The 15,768-nt window shown below is 59.7% G+C and carries 12 protein-coding genes and 1 riboswitch; of the genes, 2 read left to right on the top strand and 10 right to left on the bottom strand.

Going from position 1 to position 15,768, the window contains the following annotated elements; genetic code table 11:
- The first annotated feature begins 35 nt into the window (after window positions 1-35).
- A riboswitch (cobalamin riboswitch) is annotated at window positions 36-235 on the top strand.
- A 42-nt stretch (window positions 236-277) separates the two neighbouring features.
- Complete coding sequence (bluB, locus tag ACTZWY_RS16820; protein ID WP_444791867.1) at window positions 278-1,018, top strand: 5,6-dimethylbenzimidazole synthase; 741 nt, start codon at window positions 278-280, stop codon at window positions 1,016-1,018.
- Window positions 1,011-1,988 carry a threonine-phosphate decarboxylase CobD gene (gene cobD, locus ACTZWY_RS16825; RefSeq protein ID WP_444791868.1) on the top strand — a complete coding sequence of 326 codons (978 nt, stop codon included), beginning with the start codon at window positions 1,011-1,013 and terminating at the stop codon, window positions 1,986-1,988. Before bluB ends, cobD begins: the two co-directional genes overlap by 8 nt.
- 94 nt (window positions 1,989-2,082) lie before the next feature.
- On the opposite strand, the gene lpdA is transcribed toward cobD, so the two are convergent.
- The 10 genes from lpdA to ACTZWY_RS16875 form a co-directional block, all read right to left on the bottom strand.
- Entirely contained in the window at window positions 2,083-3,468 is a 1,386-nt protein-coding gene (gene lpdA / locus ACTZWY_RS16830) for a dihydrolipoyl dehydrogenase (protein ID WP_444791869.1), read from the bottom strand.
- Window positions 3,469-3,547: 79 nt separating this feature from the next.
- Entirely contained in the window at window positions 3,548-3,943 is a 396-nt protein-coding gene (locus ACTZWY_RS16835; RefSeq protein WP_444791870.1) for an MAPEG family protein, read from the bottom strand.
- 71 nt (window positions 3,944-4,014) lie between these two features.
- Window positions 4,015-5,532: a 2-oxoglutarate dehydrogenase complex dihydrolipoyllysine-residue succinyltransferase gene (gene odhB / locus ACTZWY_RS16840; RefSeq protein ID WP_444791871.1), complete on the bottom strand. Its 1,518-nt coding sequence runs from the start codon at window positions 5,530-5,532 to the stop codon at window positions 4,015-4,017.
- A gap of 7 nt (window positions 5,533-5,539) precedes the next feature.
- The gene (locus tag ACTZWY_RS16845; RefSeq protein WP_444791872.1) at window positions 5,540-8,530 is read right to left on the bottom strand and encodes a 2-oxoglutarate dehydrogenase E1 component; all 2,991 of its coding nucleotides are present in this window, start codon (window positions 8,528-8,530) and stop codon (window positions 5,540-5,542) included.
- A 36-nt stretch (window positions 8,531-8,566) separates the two neighbouring features.
- Window positions 8,567-9,055 (bottom strand): DUF805 domain-containing protein, encoded by a 489-nt coding sequence (locus ACTZWY_RS16850; RefSeq protein WP_444791873.1) that lies wholly within the window; start codon window positions 9,053-9,055, stop codon window positions 8,567-8,569.
- A gap of 31 nt (window positions 9,056-9,086) precedes the next feature.
- Window positions 9,087-9,971: a succinate--CoA ligase subunit alpha gene (sucD, locus tag ACTZWY_RS16855; RefSeq protein WP_444791874.1), complete on the bottom strand. Its 885-nt coding sequence runs from the start codon at window positions 9,969-9,971 to the stop codon at window positions 9,087-9,089.
- A 5-nt stretch (window positions 9,972-9,976) separates the two neighbouring features.
- A complete protein-coding gene (gene sucC, locus ACTZWY_RS16860; RefSeq protein ID WP_444791875.1) occupies window positions 9,977-11,170 on the bottom strand; it encodes an ADP-forming succinate--CoA ligase subunit beta in 1,194 nt (397 codons plus the stop codon).
- A gap of 270 nt (window positions 11,171-11,440) precedes the next feature.
- Window positions 11,441-12,403: a malate dehydrogenase gene (gene mdh / locus ACTZWY_RS16865; protein ID WP_444791876.1), complete on the bottom strand. Its 963-nt coding sequence runs from the start codon at window positions 12,401-12,403 to the stop codon at window positions 11,441-11,443.
- Between the two features lie 182 nt (window positions 12,404-12,585).
- A complete protein-coding gene (locus ACTZWY_RS16870; RefSeq protein ID WP_444791877.1) occupies window positions 12,586-14,382 on the bottom strand; it encodes a peptidoglycan -binding protein in 1,797 nt (598 codons plus the stop codon).
- A 3-nt stretch (window positions 14,383-14,385) separates the two neighbouring features.
- Entirely contained in the window at window positions 14,386-15,594 is a 1,209-nt protein-coding gene (locus tag ACTZWY_RS16875; RefSeq protein ID WP_444791878.1) for a biopolymer transporter ExbB, read from the bottom strand.
- Between the last annotated feature and the right edge of the window lie 174 nt (window positions 15,595-15,768).

Consider the following 15,768-nt stretch of genomic DNA (forward strand, 5'->3'; position numbering starts at 1 on the left):
ACATTGAAAACCGGTTTCCCCCTGCGCGAATGCGCGTTACCAAGGGCGGGTCTGGTGTCCTGACCCAAAGGCCATGCTGAGGGAAGGGGAGAATCGGGAATGCGGTGAAATTCCGCAACGTGCCCAACGCTGTAAGGTGGATGGCGCTGCAACAGGTCACTGACCCTGTGGGGTTGGGAAGGCGCAGTGGCCGATGAACCCAAGTCAGAAGACCGGCCAGACGCAACCGGATGTCCCGCTGGTCAACGGGCGTCGTGTCTGTGACAGGGGAGATGTCATGCAGCCACCCACCCAGCCCGCGCCCGCGGGCCCGTTTTCCAGGACCGAGCAAGCCGCAGTTTACCGCGCGATATTCACAAGGCGCGATGTGCGCAGCCAGTTTACCGACCGGCCCGTGGATGACGCCACAGTACTGCGGTTATTGAACGCCGCGCATCATGCGCCGTCTGTGGGGTTCATGCAGCCGTGGAATTTCATTGTGATTCGCAGCGCAGCGGTCAAGGCACAGGTTCAGGCGGCCTTCGACCGCGCCAATACCGAAGCCCTTGGCATGTTTCCCGCGCAGCGCCGCGCGCTGTATTCCAGCCTGAAGCTGGAAGGCATTGCCGCAGCACCCGTCAATCTGTGCATCACCTGTGACCGGACACGCGGGGGCAAAGTGGTTCTGGGGCGCACGCATAATGCGGATATGGACATTTATTCCACAGTCTGCGCGGTGCAAAACCTGTGGCTGGCGGCACGCGCAGAAGGGTTGGGTGTGGGCTGGGTCAGCATTTTTCACGACTCGTGTTTGCGTGCCATCCTGAACCTGCCCGAACATGTGGTGCCTGTGGCATATCTGTGCATCGGGCATGTGACGCAATTATATGACATGCCCGAATTGCAGGCGAAGGGGTGGCAGGACCGTCTGGAACTGGATGATCTTGTGTTTGCGGATGGCTGGGGGAATGCGGGCCTGCCAGACATTGGGCCACACACTGGCCCCGGCCCGGCCACAGGCGGCAAACGTGATGCGTGATCATGGGGGAAACATAGACGCGGCCATCGCGCGCCATGGCGGGGCGGATTGGATTGACCTGTCAACAGGGATCAACCGTCGCCCCTATCCTGTGCCTGCCCTGCCCGCGTCGGTCTGGCACGGATTGCCAACGCGGCAGGCGCAAAATGCGCTTGTTGCGGCGGCGGCACAGGCATGGGGCGCGGACCCGCGCCTTGCGGGGCTTGCCCTTGGCGGCGCGCAGGCGGCAATTCAACTTGTCCCGCATGCGCTGCCCACCGCTGGACGACATGCCCGTGTGCTGTCGCCCAGCTATAACGAACATGCCGCCTGCCTGCGCGCCGCTGGCTGGAATGTGAGCGACAGCGCGTCGCCGGAAAACATGACAGGCGCGGATCTGGCTGTGGTGGTCAACCCCAACAATCCCGATGGCAGGTACTGGCAGCCCGAAGACCTGCTGGCACTTGCGGGCAAGGTGGGGTTTCTGGTGGTAGATGAAAGCTTTGCCGATGTTATGCCGCAGCTGTCCCTGCTTTCTTGTGGCGGCGGGGTGCCCAACCTGCTGATTCTGCGGTCTTTTGGGAAATTCTACGGCTTGGCGGGGCTGCGGCTTGGCTTTGCCTTCGGGTCAGGGCAGATGATCGCGAAGCTTGCGGAGATGGCAGGTCCCTGGCCAGTATCCGGCGGGGCAATAACCGTGGGGTGTCACGCGCTGCGGGATGTGCCATGGGCGCATGCCATGCGCGCGCAACTGTCAGCGGATGCCATACGCGCCGATAATCTGGCGCGCAAGGCGGGCTGGCGTTGCCTTGGCGGTACAGATTTGTTTCGCTTGTATCACACGGCCAATGCTACAGAAGCACGCGACCAGCTTGCGAAACATCGCATCTGGTCGCGGATATTTCCCTATTCTGCGCATTGGCTGCGCCTTGGCCTGCCCGGACCGGAAACGGAATGGGACAGGCTTGAACGCGCGCTGACATCTGCTTAGGTGCCCGATGCCCGCGATTGCGCGCAAATGCACGACATCGCGGGCACATTGGTTCCCGCATAGCGCAAGATGCGCCCTGCAGGACTATGGACCCTCAGGCGTGAATCGCACCATCCCCGCAGGCAAGTGCTGCTTCGCGCACAGCCTCGGAATAGGTGGGGTGGGCGTGACAGGTGCGCGCCAGATCTTCAGCGCTTGCGCCGAATTCCATGGCCACGCAAAGCTCATGGATCAGGTCGCCCGCATAAGGCCCGATGATATGTGCGCCAAGAATGCGGTCCGTATGCTTGTCGGCCAGTATTTTCACAAACCCGTCGCCGGCGAAATTGGCCTTCGCGCGGCCATTGCCCATGAAGCTGAACTTACCCACCTTATAGGCGCGCCCCGCCTCTTTCAGGGTTTCTTCGGTTTCACCGACTGACGCCACTTCCGGCCAAGTATAGATAACGCCGGGAATGACACCGTAATTCACATGCCCCGCCTGACCAGCAAGAATTTCGGCTACGGCCATGCCCTCATCCTCGGCCTTGTGGGCCAGCATGGGGCCTTCGATCACATCGCCGATGGCATAAACCCCTTCAACACTGGTGGCATAATGCTTGTCGGTGGCGATCTGGCCACGTTGGGTCAGTTTCACGCCAAGCGCGTCCAGTCCCAGCCCGTCCACGAAAGGCCGCCGCCCCGTGGCCAGAAGCACTGTATCCGCGTCAATGGTATGTTCACTGTCATCTTTGCGCAATTTATAGGTAACCGTTGCCTTGCCCTTGGTGGCGGTGGCCGATTGCACCGCAGCGCCCAGAATGAAGGTGATCCCCTGCTTGACCAGCAGGCGCTGGAAAGACTTGGCCACTTCGCCGTCATTGCCGGGGATGATGCGGTCAAGATATTCAACCACGGTCACGTCTGCACCAAGGCGGGCATAGACCGACCCCATTTCCAGCCCGATCACGCCAGCGCCAATGACAACCAGCTTTTTGGGGATTTTGCCCAGTTCCAGCGCACCGGTCGAGGTGACGATGGTTTTTTCATCCACCTCCACGCCGTTGAGCGGGCTGGATTGCGACCCGGAAGCGATAACGATTTTCTTGGCGTCATAGGTGGTGTCGCCCACCTGCACCTTGCCCGGAGCAGGAACCGACGCCCAGCCCTTGATCCAGTCCACTTTGTTCTTCTTGAACAGGAACTCAATGCCCTTGGTGTTTTGCCCGATGACATCGGATTTATAGCCCAGCATTTTCTTCCAGTCGACCTTGGGTTTGGCCCCCGTCAGGCCCATGGCGTCGAAATTATGCTCGGCCTCGTGCAGCTGGTGGGTGGCATGCAACAGCGCCTTGGACGGGATGCAGCCAACATTCAGGCAGGTACCGCCCAACGTGTCGCGCCCTTCCACACAGGCGACCTTCAAGCCAAGTTGCGCCGCACGGATGGCGCAGACATAGCCACCGGGGCCAGCACCGATAACGATCAGATCATAAGACATGAGGGTTCTCCTTTTTGAACGAAGACGTGGGGGCTGTCCGCCCCCACACCCCCGAGGATATTTTTACCAGAATGAAGCATCACGCAAGGGCGGCGATCAGCATACAGAGCGTGGCGAGAAGGCCTGCTGCCCAGATCAGCGACCGCCACGGGTTCAGTCCGAAGGCATAGGCGGGAATATAAAGGACCCGCGCGGCGAGGTAGATATAGGCGAGCGCGGATGTCAGCGATGAGGATTGGCCCGACAGGGTGATCACGACCGCTGCGATGGAAAAAAGGATCAGCCCCTCGAAATGGTTGTCGAGCGCCCGTTGCAGGCGCGCGGTGCGTTTGGACAGGGGCTTTTCGGGGGGGAAATCGCGGCTGCCACCCGTATAGCGCGTGCCAAGTTCCAGATTTGCCGGAATGGCGAACAGGACGAACTGGACCATTTGCAAAAGCGCAGCGAGGGTAAGGGCGGTGAGTTCGGGGGTCATGAAAGCTTCCATCGCGTGCTCAAGGGCGGGCCGAGGGCATGCTGCCGCATGCACCCCGACCCGGACCAGAGCTACAGATCCATCAGCAAACGGCGCGGATCTTCCAGCGCTTCCTTCACACGCACAAGGAAAGTCACTGCGCCCTTGCCGTCAACAATCCGGTGGTCATAGGACAGTGCCAGATACATCATCGGACGCGCAACGATCTGGCCGCCAACAACCATCGGGCGGTCCTGAATCTTGTGCATGCCCAGAATACCCGATTGCGGCGGGTTCAGGATGGGCGAAGACATCAGAGAGCCGTAAACCCCGCCATTGGAAATAGTGAAGCTGCCGCCCTGCATTTCGGCCATCGACAACTTGCCATCGCGCGCGCGCCTGCCCATTTCGGCAATGCGCTTTTCAATCTCCGCAAAGCCCATCTTATGCGCGTCGCGCAGCACCGGAACGACCAGCCCGTTGGGCGTGCCCACAGCCACACCCATATGGACATAGTTCTTGTAGACCACATCGGTGCCGTCGATTTCAGCGTTAACTTCGGGCACTTCGTTCAGTGCGTGGCAGCAGGCTTTCACGAAGAAGGACATGAAGCCCATCTTGACGCCGTGCTTCTTCTCGAATTGGTCCTTGTATTCCTTGCGCAATTCCATGATGCCGCCCATGTCGGCCTCATTATAGGTGGTCAGCATGGCAGCAGTGTTCTGCGCGTCCTTCAGGCGGCGTGCGATGGTCTGGCGCAGGCGCGTCATCTTGACACGTTCTTCGCGCGCCGCGTCATCGGCAGGAACCGGCCCCCGTTGGGCAGCGGCGGGGGTGGGCGCAGCCGGTGTGGCCGCTGGCCGCGCCGCTGGGGCCGACGCCGCATTCTGCACGTCTTCTTTCATGATGCGCCCGTCACGGCCTGTGCCTGTCACCTGATCAGAGGACAGCCCCTTTTCCGCCATCAGTTTCTTGGCGGAAGGCGCGTCTTCCACATCGCGGCTGCCGGAATTGGTGGTTGCGGCAGGTGCCGCTGTGCTGGACGAAGCAGAGGCGGAGGCGCCACCGAAAATTACCGCAAGTTTGCCGCCAGCCCCGACGGTGCTGCCTTCTTCGGCCAGAATTTCGGCCAGAACCCCGGACGCGGGCGCGGGCACCTCGACCGACACTTTGTCAGTTTCCAGCTCGCACAGCATTTCATCTTGTTCCACTGCATCGCCCGGTTTCTTGAACCAGCTTGCGACTGTGGCCTCGGACACACTTTCGCCAAGGGCGGGCACCATAACATCGACAGCCTCGGAGGTGGTGGCCTTCGCATCGGCGCCGGGTTCGGCATTTGCTTTGGGGGCGGGGCTGGGGGTGGCGGCGGCGCCGGGTTCACTGATCATGGCCAGCAGCGCGTCAACGCCCACAGTGTCCCCTTCCTGTGCGACGATTTCCCCCAAAGTGCCCGCCACGGGGGACGGCACTTCGACGGTCACCTTGTCGGTTTCCAGTTCACACAGCATTTCATCCACTGCGACCGCATCGCCGGGTTTCTTGAACCAGGTTGCGACCGTTGCCTCGGACACACTTTCGCCCAATGTGGGCACTCGAACTTCGGTGGACATGGTCTTGTTATCCCTCGATTGTCAGCGCTTCATTCACGAGCGCTTCTTGTTGTGCTTTATGTTGACTGGCAAGCCCTGTCGCCGGAGAGGCACTTGCCGTGCGCCCCACATAACGGGGGCGTTTGCTGGCCCCTTTCAGACGTCCCAGAACCCATTCAATATTCGGTTCGATGAAGCTCCAGGCGCCCTGGTTCTTTGGTTCTTCCTGACACCAGATAACTTCTGCATTGGGGAAACGTTCCATTTCCTTCAGCAGCGCCATCGCCGGGAAAGGATAGAATTGTTCGACCCGCAGCAGATAGATATCCGTGATCCCGCGCGCGTCGCGTTCTTCAAGCAGGTCATAATAGACCTTGCCCGAGCACATGATCACACGCTTGATCTTGTCATCCCCCACCAGTTCCGTGGTGCTGTTGCCCTTTTGCGCATCATCCCACAACACCCGGTGAAAGCTGGACCCTTCGGTGAAATCCGTGGCTTCGGAAATGCACAGTTTATGGCGCAGCAGGGATTTCGGTGTCATCAGCACCAGCGGCTTGCGGAAGCTGCGGTGAATCTGGCGGCGCAGAATGTGGAAATAATTCGCAGGGGTCGAACAATTCGCAACGATCCAGTTGTCCTGCGCGCACATCTGCAAGAAGCGTTCCAGACGCGCGGAACTGTGTTCCGGCCCCTGCCCTTCGAACCCGTGCGGCAACAGCATGACCAGACCGGACATGCGCAACCATTTGCTTTCGCCCGAACTGATGAACTGGTCGAACATGATTTGCGCCCCATTGGCGAAATCACCGAACTGCGCTTCCCACATCACCAAGGCATTGGGTTCGGCCAGCGAATAGCCATATTCGAACCCCAGAACAGCATATTCCGACAGCATGGAGTCGATGACCTCATACCGGGCCTGCCCGTCCTTGATGTTATTGAGCGGGTAATAGCGATCCTCGGACACCTGATCGATGAACGCGGAATGGCGTTGGCTGAACGTGCCGCGGGTGGAATCCTGCCCCGCAAGGCGCACGGGATACCCTTCGGTGACCAAGGACCCGAAGGCCAGCGCTTCCGCAGTGGCCCAGTCGAACCCGCGCCCGGTCGCGAACATTTCTTTCTTGGCTTCCAGCTGGCGCACAACGGTTTTGTGAATGTTGAACCCGTCAGGGTAGCGCGTCAGCGCCGCGCCGATTTCGGCCATTGTTTCGCTGGGAATCGATGTCTGGCCGCGCTGGTATTCCTCGCCCTCGCGGTTGAGATGCGACCAACGCCCGTCCAGCCAGTCGGCCTTGTTGGGTTTGTAGGTTTTGCCGGTTTCAAACTCATCATTCAGATGGGCCTGAAACGCCGCTTTCATATCCTCAATCTCGCCTTCGGGGATCAGCCCGTCCGCAACAAGCCGTTCGGTATACAACTGAAGCGTGGATTTATGCTTCTTGATGCTGGTATACATGGCGGGGTTGGTGAACATCGGCTCGTCGCCTTCGTTATGGCCAAAGCGGCGATAACAGAACACGTCGATCACGACATCCTTCAGGAATTTCTGGCGGAATTCCGTAGCCACCTTGGCGGCATGCACCACGGCTTCGGGGTCATCGCCATTCACATGGAAAATCGGCGCTTCCACCATCAGGGCAATATCGGTGGGGTATGGGGATGACCGGCTGAAATGTGGTGCGGTGGTAAACCCGATCTGGTTGTTTACAACCAGATGGATGGTCCCGCCGGTGCGGTGACCGCGCAGGCCCGACAGCCCGAACCCTTCGGCAATGATACCCTGACCGGCGAATGCCGCATCGCCATGCAGCAACACGCCCAGAACCTGCCGGCGTTCTGCGTCGCCAATCTGGTCTTGCTTGGCGCGCACCTTGCCCAGAACAACGGGGTTCACCGCTTCCAGATGCGAGGGGTTGGCGGTCAGCGACAAATGCACTGTATTCCCGTCAAATTCGCGGTCCGAAGACGCCCCAAGGTGGTATTTCACATCCCCCGACCCGTCCACGTCTTCGGGCTTGAAACTGCCGCCCTGAAATTCATTGAAGATCGCGCGGTAAGGCTTGCCCATCACGTTGGCCAGAATGTTCAGCCGCCCCCGGTGCGGCATGCCAACGGCAATTTCACGCACCCCCAGCGCGCCACCGCGCTTGATGATCTGCTCCATCGCGGGAATAACCGCTTCGCCCCCGTCCAGCCCGAAACGCTTGGTGCCCATGTATTTGACATGCAGGAATTTTTCAAAGCCTTCGGCCTGAACCAGCTTGTCCAGAATGGCGCGGCGTCCGCGTTTGGTGAACTGGATTTCCTTGCCCAGCCCCTCAATGCGTTCTTTCAGCCAGGACACTTGTTCGGGGTTGGAAATATGCATGAATTGCAGTGCGAATGTGCCGCAATAGGTGCGTTGCAGAATGTCGATAATCTCGCGCAGGGACGCAACTTCCAGCCCCAGAACATTATCAATGAAAATGGGGCGGTCCATATCGGCTTCGGTAAAGCCGTAGGAACGCGGGTCCAGTTCAGGGTGGGGCTCCTCGCGTTGCAGGCCCAGCGGGTCCAGATCAGCAACCAGATGGCCCCGAATGCGATAGGCGCGAATGATCATCAGCGCGCGCAGACTGTCCAGCACTGCGCCGCGCACCTGTTCCGTGGTCAGGGTCACGCCGTTTTCAGCGGCTTTGGCGGTAATCTTCTGAGCCGCAGCATCGGCTTCCACAGCGGTGGGTTTACTGCCCGGTTTCTGCGCGGGCGCAGCGGGCCATTCGCCTGTCAATGCGGCGGTCAAATCGTCATTGGGAACGGGCGGCCAGTCACGGCGCGCCCAACTGGGACCGGCGGCCGCGCGCGTTGCATCAGCTTCAGTTTCGCCCAAAGCGCGGAAATAGTCTGCCCATGCCGCATCAACCGAGGACGGGTCCGCCGCATGGCGTGCCTGCAGCGCTTCCACATAATCAGTGTTATGCCCTTGCAAAAAATCCTGCGCACTCAGTTGGTCATTGGGACTTTGATCATTCATCTCAGCACCTTTGTGCTACGGTAAACATTATGCGCGTCACTGCACGCGCGGTTCAGGGCCATAGGTATTTGGCCCACGCTGACTGGGCCGTGACATCCACAACACAATCACAAATCCTGCCAGGATCTGAACAAGGGACAGCGCCCCCACCAGCCCGCCCGGACCAGCATCAACAGCGACGCCAAACCCCGACAGGACACGGCTTATCATCTGCTGGAAAACGGAACCCGACACGAAGGTGCTGGCCACCACAATGGCCGAGGGCACCAGTAGGAACCACCCCGGCCGGCCCGTATCTTGCAGCCTGCGCCAGCCCACTGCCAGAAACGGCACAAAGACAAGTATCTGGAAGGCGCGCAACAAAAAGCCGCCTGTGACGCCGGACAGAAGAAGGTCCAGCGCCCCAAGCGCACCGGCACCACCAAAAACGAAGGCGAAAAAGAACCAATACTCGGGGCGGCGTGACCGCCCCGAGAATGTAAACGCATTGCGAAAACCATTCAAAATGGCCTGCGTTATGGTCATAAACTCGCCCCCCTTTTTGCGGGAACCATTGTTATTTGCCGATAGCCTTCAGCACAGCCTCGCCCAGACCTGCGGGGCTGTCGGCCACGATGATACCGGCGCTTTTCATCGCTTCGATCTTGTCGTCGGCACCACCTTTGCCACCAGCCACAATCGCACCTGCATGGCCCATGCGACGCCCCGGGGGGGCGGTGCGGCCAGCGATAAAGCCCGCGCAGGGTTTGGAGCGCCCGCGTTTTGCTTCATCTTTCAGGAATTGCGCGGCTTCTTCTTCGGCACTGCCCCCGATTTCACCGATCATGATGATCGATTCGGTTTCATCATCGGCCAAAAACCATTCCAAAACGTCAAGATGCTCGGTCCCTTTGATGGGATCGCCGCCAATACCCACGCATGTGGACTGGCCCAGACCCACATCTGTGGTCTGTTTCACTGCCTCATAGGTCAATGTTCCCGACCGCGACACAACCCCCACGGACCCGCGACGGTGGATGTGACCGGGCATGATGCCGATTTTGCACGCATCGGGCGTGATGACACCGGGACAGTTCGGACCGATCAACACCGATTTGCTGTCAATCAGCGCACGTTTCACGCGCATCATGTCCAGAACGGGAATCCCTTCGGTGATGCAGACGATCAGTTCCATTTCAGCATCGATCGCTTCAAGGATCGAATCGGCCGCGAAGGGCGGCGGCACATAGATGACGCTGGCATTCGCCTGGGTCACAGCTTTCGCTTCATGGACGGAATTGAACACCGGTAGGTCAAGATGCGTCTGACCGCCCTTGCCCGGCGTGACGCCACCCACCATTTGCGTGCCATAGGCGATGGCCTGTTCGGAATGGAACGTCCCCTGAGAGCCGGTGAAGCCCTGACAGATGACCTTTGTGTTTTTATCAACAAGAACTGCCATCTGACTTATCCCTTCACCGCTTTGACGATCTTTTCAGCCGCGTCCGACAGGTTGTCGGCGGCAATTACATTCAGACCGGATTCGTTGATGATCTGTTTGCCAAGGTCGACATTCGTGCCTTCCAGACGCACCACCAGCGGCACTTGCAGGCCCACTTCCTTAACGGCGGCAATCACACCTTCTGCAATGATGTCGCAGCGCATGATCCCCCCGAAGATATTGACCAGAATTCCCTTAACATTGGGGTCCGAGGTGATGATCTTGAAGGCTTCGGTGACTTTTTCCTTGGTCGCGCCGCCGCCCACATCCAGAAAGTTGGCAGGTTCGGCACCATACAGTTTGATGATGTCCATCGTGGCCATGGCAAGGCCCGCGCCGTTGACCATGCAGCCAATCTCGCCTTCCAGCGCAATGTAGTTCAGGTCATATTTGCTGGCGGCCAGTTCCTTGGGGTCTTCTTCCGTCTCATCGCGCAGCGCCAGAATATCGGCCTGACGATACAGCGAATTGGAATCAAAGCCCATTTTGGCGTCAAGGCATTTCATGTCGCCATCGGTGGTCACGATCAGCGGGTTGATTTCCACCATCTCCGCATCGCGTTCGACAAACAGTTTATACAGCTTGTTCACCAGATCGACGCATTGCTTGACCTGCTTGCCTTCCAGACCCAGCGCAAAGGCCACGCGACGGCCATGAAAGCCCTGAATACCGGTCGCGGGGTCCACGCTGAAGGACAGGATCTTTTCGGGGGTGGACGCTGCCACTTCCTCAATGTCCATGCCGCCTTCTGTGGAGACAACGAAACTGATGCGGCTGGTCACGCGGTCCACCAGAAGCGCCAGATACAGTTCGCGCGAGATGTCGGACCCGTCTTCGATATAAATGCGGTTGACCTGCTTGCCTGCTGGTCCGGTCTGGTGCGTTACCAATGTGCGGCCCAGCATCTGCTTGGTCATTTCTTCGGCTTCGCTGACGGATTTGGCCAGACGCACGCCACCTTTCTCGCCAGCTGATGCTTCCTGAAAATGCCCTTTGCCACGGCCACCCGCGTGGATTTGAGCCTTCACAACCCAAAGCGGGCCGTCAAGTTCACCGGCGGCAGTTTTAGCTTCTTCCGCACGGAAAACAATGCGCCCATCCGACACGGGCACCCCGTAAGAGCGCAAAAGGCCCTTCGCCTGATACTCATGAATATTCATGAAACTGTCCCATCTGCTATATTTTCTAATCCGTCCATGCCAGATTTCAGCCAAAAAACAATGAAGAACTACAGCAAACTTTCAGGATCGGCGGAAAATCTGCATTTTGTGATCACACGTTGAAAAACTGTGATCACAAAATGGCAGCGGTAGCGCAGGGATCACAAAAACGTGATTGCTTTAATATGTTACTGCTGTGAACTGTTGCAAAGGGCCGCGCGATTGCGCGGCCCTTTGGGTTTTGAAACAGGTTCGGGACACAGCCCGCGCTTAGGCAAGGCTGGGATCAATGCCTTTGCAAGCCTCGACCAGCCCGCGCACCGCCGCAACCGAACTGTCGAACATTGCCTGTTCATCCTTGGTCAGTTTGATATCGGCAATCTTCTCGATGCCGCCCGCACCGATAATTGTCGGAACACCGACATACATGCCCTTCAGGCCGAATTCGCCATCACAATAGGCCGCGCAAGGCAGCAGGCGTTTCTGGTCTTTCAGATAGGCCTCGGCCATTTCAATGGCACTGGTCGCAGGGGCGTAGAATGCCGACCCGGTTTTGAGCAGGCCCACAATCTCGGCGCCGCCATCGCGGGTGCGTTGCACAATCGCGTCCAGCTTGTCCTGAGTCGTCCAGCCCATCGACACCAGATCCGGCAGCGGAATTCCCGCAACCGTTGAATAGCGCACCAGTGGCACCATAGTGTCGCCATGGCCGCCCAGCACAAACGCCGTGACATCGCGCATGGAGACGTTGAATTCCACACTCAGGAAATGGCGGAACCGCGCGCTGTCCAGCACGCCAGCCATGCCCACAACCTTGTTATGCGGCAGGCCCGAAAATTCGCGCAGCGCCCAGACCATCGCATCCAGCGGGTTGGTGATGCAGATGACAAACGCGTTTGGCGCATGGTCGCGGATACCTTCGCCAACAGATTTCATGACCTTCAGGTTGATGCCCAGCAGGTCATCGCGGCTCATGCCCGGTTTACGCGGGACACCAGCGGTCACGATGCAGACATCCGCGCCCGCAATATCGGCATAGTCGGTGGTGCCTTTCAGCGCGGCGTCAAACCCCTCTGAAGGGCCGGATTCGGCAATATCAAGCGCTTTGCCCTGCGGTGTGCCTTCGGCAATGTCGAACAGGACAACATCGCCAAGTTCCTTGATCGCAGCCAGATGGGCGAGTGTGCCGCCAATCTGTCCAGCGCCGATCAGTGCAATTTTGGGTCTGGCCATCAGTGATCTCCGGATCGTTTGTGTGACCCGCACTGCCTAGTCCCTTCGCGCCCGTCGCGCAAGGGCCACGACTGGAAAGCGGCTGTGTGATAGCGCCCACATCGGGAGTTTTCGTGCAAAACTGTATGCAACTGCACACAAAACCCCGCAGCGCCACCCTGCGATGGAAGAATCACGCGGGCTTACCGCTCAGTCAGTTTTAGCTCAATGCGGCGATTGCGCGCGCGCGCGGCGGCGGTATTGTCAGTGTCAACGGGGCGGTATTCGCCAAACCCAGCAGCCGCCAGCCGGAACGCAGGAAAGCCCATGGTTTCGGTCAGGTAGCGCACCACCGACAACGCACGCGCCTGACTAAGTTCCCAGTTATCGGCAAATTCCGCCCCCGGTGCGATGGGCAGGTTGTCTGTATGCCCGTCAACCTGCAAAACCCAGTCAATACTGGGCGGTATGCGATCCGCAACCTCTTGCAGGATGGACACCACATTGCCAATTTGCGAACGCCCTTCCGGCGCCAGATCGGCCGAGCCAACCTCGAACAACACCTCGGATGAAAACACAAACCGGTCGCCCACAATCTCAACCCCGGACCGCCCTTCCAGAACCTGCCGCAACTGGCCAAAGAATTCTGACCGGAACTGTTCCAGCCTTTCGCGTTCTGCCGCTTCCAGATCGGCGCGGCGGCGTTCCTCGGCGGCGAGTTGGGCCAGCGCAAGGTTCAGGTCCGCGCCAAGGCTTTCAATCTGCGTGTTCGCCGCATCTTCGCGCGCGCGTGCTTCGCCCAGCAGGTCTTGCAAACCGCCAACCTGCCCGCGCAAGGCCGCAACCTGCTGGTTGAGCAATTCCAGACTGCGCTGGTCGTCGGTGGATTGGGCTTGCGCATCGGCCAATGCGGCCTGCGCCGTCCTGCGCAAGGCCGCCTGACGTTCGCGTTCGGACAAGGCCACATCCAGATCGGCCTGCAGGTCAGCTTCGGCGGCGCGGGCGGCGGCCAGCAGGGTCAGGGTTTCTTCGGCGCGCGCGCGTTCCGCTTCCAATTGCAAGGTCATGGCGGTCAGTTCAGTGTCGGCCTGCGCCAGCCTGTCGCGCAACGCCTGCGCTGCGGCTGCATCGGCAAGCCTGCGGCGTTCTTCTTCGCTTAGCGCGGTTTCCACATCGGCCAGCCGCGCGCGCAGCGCTTCGGCAGCGGCGGCTTCGGCCAGTTGCGCGGCCTGCGCTGCGTCCAGGTCCTGCCGGGCGGCAGTCAGATCCTGTTGCAACGCTGTCTGGCCTTCGGTGGCTGCAAGGCGCGCGGTTTCAGACAGGGCCAGTTGCTGCGCCAGTTGCGCAAGCGACGCTTCTTGCGCCGACGCGTCCGCCTGCGCCTGCGCAAGGGCGGCTTCCACTGCTTCAGCCCGCGCCGCCGCCAGACGCGCGGCCTGCGTTTCCGCATCCAGTTCGTCACGCAACCGCGCAAGCGCCAGTTCCATGGCGTCTTGTTCGGAAATCAACACTTGCCGGGCCGCTTCCAGTTCCGCCAGATTGGCGGTCAGTTCCGCGCCCTGTGCCAGCGCGCTGTCACGTTCGCCAATCAGCGCGGCCACCTGCGCTTCGAACCGGGTGATCTGCGCCTGTGCCGTGCTCAATTCGGCCTGACTGGCATCCAGATCGCGCGACAGGCCACTGATGCGCGCAAGCTGCGCGGCCATCAACGCGCGCGCGTCATCAAGATCGCCTTCCAGACCCGTCACCTGCCCTTCCAGCGAGGCGACACGCGCGCGCGAAATCCCCAGCGCATTGGCCAGACTGGCCACTTCCGCGCTAAGCCCTTCCAGTTCGGTTTCGCGCGCGGTGATGGTGTCACGCAAGACAAACTGCACAATCATGAAAATCGACAACACGAACATCAGCACCAACAAAAGCGCTGTCATCGCGTCGACAAAACCCGGCCAGATTGCGCCGCTGACCTCGCGCCGGGTGCCCCTGCCGCGTGCCAGTCCCACGGCTTATGCCCCCCCGTCGCGGCGCACGCCAAATCCAGCGCGCGACAACTGGCGCACGGCCATTGTCAGGTTGGACAAATCAGACCGCAAATCTGCCGTTGTTTCCAGACGGCCCGCAGACAGTTCTTCGGAAATACGCAAAAGCTGCCCGTCAATGCTGCGCAGGCGCAACCTGATTTCAGCTTCGGCATGGGGGCCACCCTGAACCGCGTCCTGCCGGTAATAGCCCAACAATTCTTCCTGCCCGGCGGCAATGCGTTCCAGAACCGCAGAAGATGCCTGCGCATCCTCGCTGCCAAGCCCGCCTTCGGCCAGCCGGTCAATGGCCTGCACCAGATAGCCAAGCGCCTGATCAAGCTGGCCACGTTCATAATCGGCCTGAACCTGCTGGCGGTGCATCGCTTCCATCTGTTCGGCGATGGCATCAAGCACCTGCACCACTGCGCCCATTTCACCGCCGCCCTGTTCGGGGTCGGACCCCGCCATGCCAAGGCGCGTGATAGAGCTAAGCCATTCTTCAAGCTGGCGGTAAAACCGGTTCTGGCCATGGCCCGCGAACAATTCCAGCAAGCCCACCACCAGCGAGCCCGCAAGCCCCAGCAAGGATGACGAAAACGCCGTGCCCATCCCGCCCAACTGCGCTTCCAGCCCGCTCATCAGGTTGTCGAACACCTGAATTCCGGTTTCATTGTCTTCGGGCGCAAGGGACCGGATAGTGTCGACCACAGCGGGAACTGTGGTGGCCAGCCCGTAAAACGTGCCCAGCAAGCCAAGGAATATCAGAAGGTTTATGATGTAGCGCGTGATGTCGCGCAATTCATCCAGCCGCGTGCCAACCGAATCAAGGATGGAACTTGCCGAACCGGAACTGATTTGGGTGCCCAGCCCCCGCCCCCGCAAAAGCGCCGCCAACGGCAGCAACAAGGACGGCGGCACTGTCGCATCATGCCCCGGCGTGCCCGCAGCAAACCCTTCGATCCACACAATGGACCGGTTCAACTGGATCACCTGCCAGAAGGTCGCAAACACCCCGATGACAAAGACCAGAAAAATAAACCCGTTCAGCCATATGTTCGCAAGGAAAATGCCTGCCACGCGCGGCAGGGCAAAATAGGTTCCCACCGCAACCAGAACAATGACAAGCAACATCATTACGATCTGGCGGACCGGTCTGGAAAACTGCGTCTGAACCCCAAGCTGGGATCTTGCCATGTCGGGCTTCCTGATCCTCTGTTTTTCAAGGTCACACTAGGTCAGTCAGCAGGCAGTGCCAACCGGAGTTTTAACCATGGCGGGAAATATCATGACAGATGTTGCGTCTGCGCGCCTTTCGGACGGTGTGGGCAACGCAAAAAGGCCCCGAATGCAACTTCGGGGCCTTCTCAG

The sequence above is a fragment of the Roseinatronobacter sp. NSM genome (assembly GCF_052379845.1).
GTDB lineage: Bacteria > Pseudomonadota > Alphaproteobacteria > Rhodobacterales > Rhodobacteraceae > Roseinatronobacter.